Raw genomic sequence first — 1,914 nt, 5'->3', positions numbered from 1 at the left:
GGATCATGATGGGCAGCGGCGTCGAGGTCGACGGTGTGCAGATCGAAGGGCAAGGCCTTTTCGCGCAGGGCGACGAAGACCGACATGGCATAGGGGCTGGCGTATTGGGCGTCGACGTGGAGTTGCAGAGCGGACGGGTGACGATCAGTTTGCATATGTACCTCATGAAGAACGGTTGAAGAAAGCCGTTCCGCCGGCAGTGCGCCGGGCGAGGTCTGAAAGAAGGGCGATGTTGCGATCCAGTCCCGCCAGGCGATCCGCCGGACGGGACGTGACATCCCCGTCAGCGGAGATGCCGTTTTTTGGTGTTCAGCCCGCGCAGGCAGACACCGGCGGCCGGAAGGGCAGCGCGTGTCTGGATGAGGGATCGCTTCAGTTGCATGGTGTGGGAAGTGATGGGCTGAGCGACGATAGTAAACGAGTTTCGCGCGACATTTCCGTCCGTGTGCATCAAAACCACAGAGTGCGTTTCAGAATCGCGGTTTCGCATCGGGCATCCGCCGCACCCGGTGATCGAATTTCCTCTCGTTTCTCAAACCTCTTCGCTATCACCAGCTTGGCGATCATAACCAAGATGGTTACAATGCAAATGGAAAAGCACACTCCCCACTGCAAGCTGGAAGTCGTTCATTCACTGGTTCGCCAAGGGCGGGTGCGCAAGACGGCGTCGGCACTGCTGGGGGCTGCAGCCATGGGTATCGACGAGATGGGGATGGTAGCCATCGTGGCCAGTCTGGGCAAGCGTGACTTCTACAAGAGCATGACCACGCACGACGATCATCGGATCTGGCAGGACGTGTACCGCCCGTCGACACGGCACGGCGTGCTCTATCTCAAGCTGACCGTGGTCGATGATGTGCTGATCGTATCCTTCAAGGAGAATGACATGAAATGCCCCCAATGCGGAGGTGCTGTGCTGGTGCGCGACACGCGTGACCTGCCGTATGCCTACAAAGGCGAACCCCGATCATTGCTGCTGTCAGCGGGCAGTACTGTCCGCGTTGCGGAGAATGCCTGCCGGACCCCGCGAAAGAAGAACGANTCTCGGCCGAAGCCCTGGCTTTCAACAAGACGGTCAATGCGGGATTGATCGATCCGGAGGAAATCATTGCTGCGCGCCAGGCATTGCACCTGGGCCAGCGCGAGGCCAGTCTGCTGTTCGGCGGGGGCGTCAATGCCTTCAATCGCTACGAGGCCGGCAAGATCAAGCCGCCTCGTGCGTTGGTGCTGCTGCTGCGGCTGCTGCGCAATCATCCGGGTTTGCTGGGTGAGTTGCGCAATGAATCAACCCGCGCGCCACACGCTGGTTCGGCGTTCTCCATGCAGGAGCCGGCCAGGCCCGTGCGTACGCGAAGGCCCGCAAAGTAATTGCGCAAGTGCGGATGAGAGAGCCGGTGATGATCCCCTCTTGGATTGATACGCGCGTAAGCCGGCTCAGCGTATCTCCGCGCTATACCTGAACTTGCTCCCCGCCCCGCGCGATTGTCGCCACTCCAGCGGCGCACCATCCGAGCCGAAGGCGATGCGTTCGATCACCACTACCGGCGTCTTTTCCTTGAGTCCCAGCAGCTTGGCCTGCGCCGCCGTCACCGTTTCCACCGTCAGGGTTTCACGCGCCGAGGCGACGATGAGCCCGCATTCGCGCTCATACAGGGGATACAGCAGATCGCCGAAATCCTCCGGTGCCTTCCCCGCCAGCGCCTTGAAGCGCTGGGCACACAGGTAGATGTTCTCGGCCAGTACCGGTTGTCCATCCACCTTGCGCAGGCGCAGCAGTTCGATCACCCGGGCGTGCGTCTTCAGGTGCAAGGCCTCGGCCACCTGGCGCGGTGCCTCGATGACCTTGCGGCTGACGATCACGCTGGTCGGCTGCAGCGGGCGGCCATCGGCCGATTCGAAGCGGAAGAAGCGGAA

The 1,914-nt window shown here is 61.4% G+C and carries 1 protein-coding gene and 3 pseudogenes; 2 read left to right on the top strand and 2 right to left on the bottom strand.

Annotated elements, in window-relative coordinates; translation table 11 throughout:
- A pseudogene (locus tag I5W_RS33385) lies at nucleotides 1-155 on the bottom strand (glutathione transferase); the annotation flags it as partial.
- Nucleotides 156-589: 434 nt separating this feature from the next.
- Here I5W_RS33385 and I5W_RS14105 point away from each other — a divergent pair.
- Both I5W_RS14105 and I5W_RS14100 read left to right on the top strand, forming a co-directional pair.
- Nucleotides 590-880, top strand: a pseudogene (locus tag I5W_RS14105) (type II toxin-antitoxin system MqsR family toxin); the annotation flags it as partial.
- Between the two features lie 6 nt (nucleotides 881-886).
- Nucleotides 887-1,278 (top strand): annotated as a pseudogene (locus tag I5W_RS14100) (type II TA system antitoxin MqsA family protein); the annotation flags it as partial.
- Nucleotides 1,279-1,434: 156 nt separating this feature from the next.
- On the opposite strand, the gene I5W_RS14095 reads toward I5W_RS14100, so the two are convergent.
- Nucleotides 1,435-1,914, bottom strand: a 480-nt coding sequence (locus tag I5W_RS14095; RefSeq protein WP_044529702.1) for a GntR family transcriptional regulator, incomplete at its 5' end; no start/stop codon positions are given.

This window comes from Herbaspirillum sp. B65, assembly GCF_000333555.1.
In the GTDB taxonomy this organism is placed as follows: Bacteria; Pseudomonadota; Gammaproteobacteria; order Burkholderiales; family Burkholderiaceae_D; genus Herbaspirillum; species Herbaspirillum rubrisubalbicans.
This window is presented reverse-complemented; position numbering and strand designations above follow the sequence as displayed.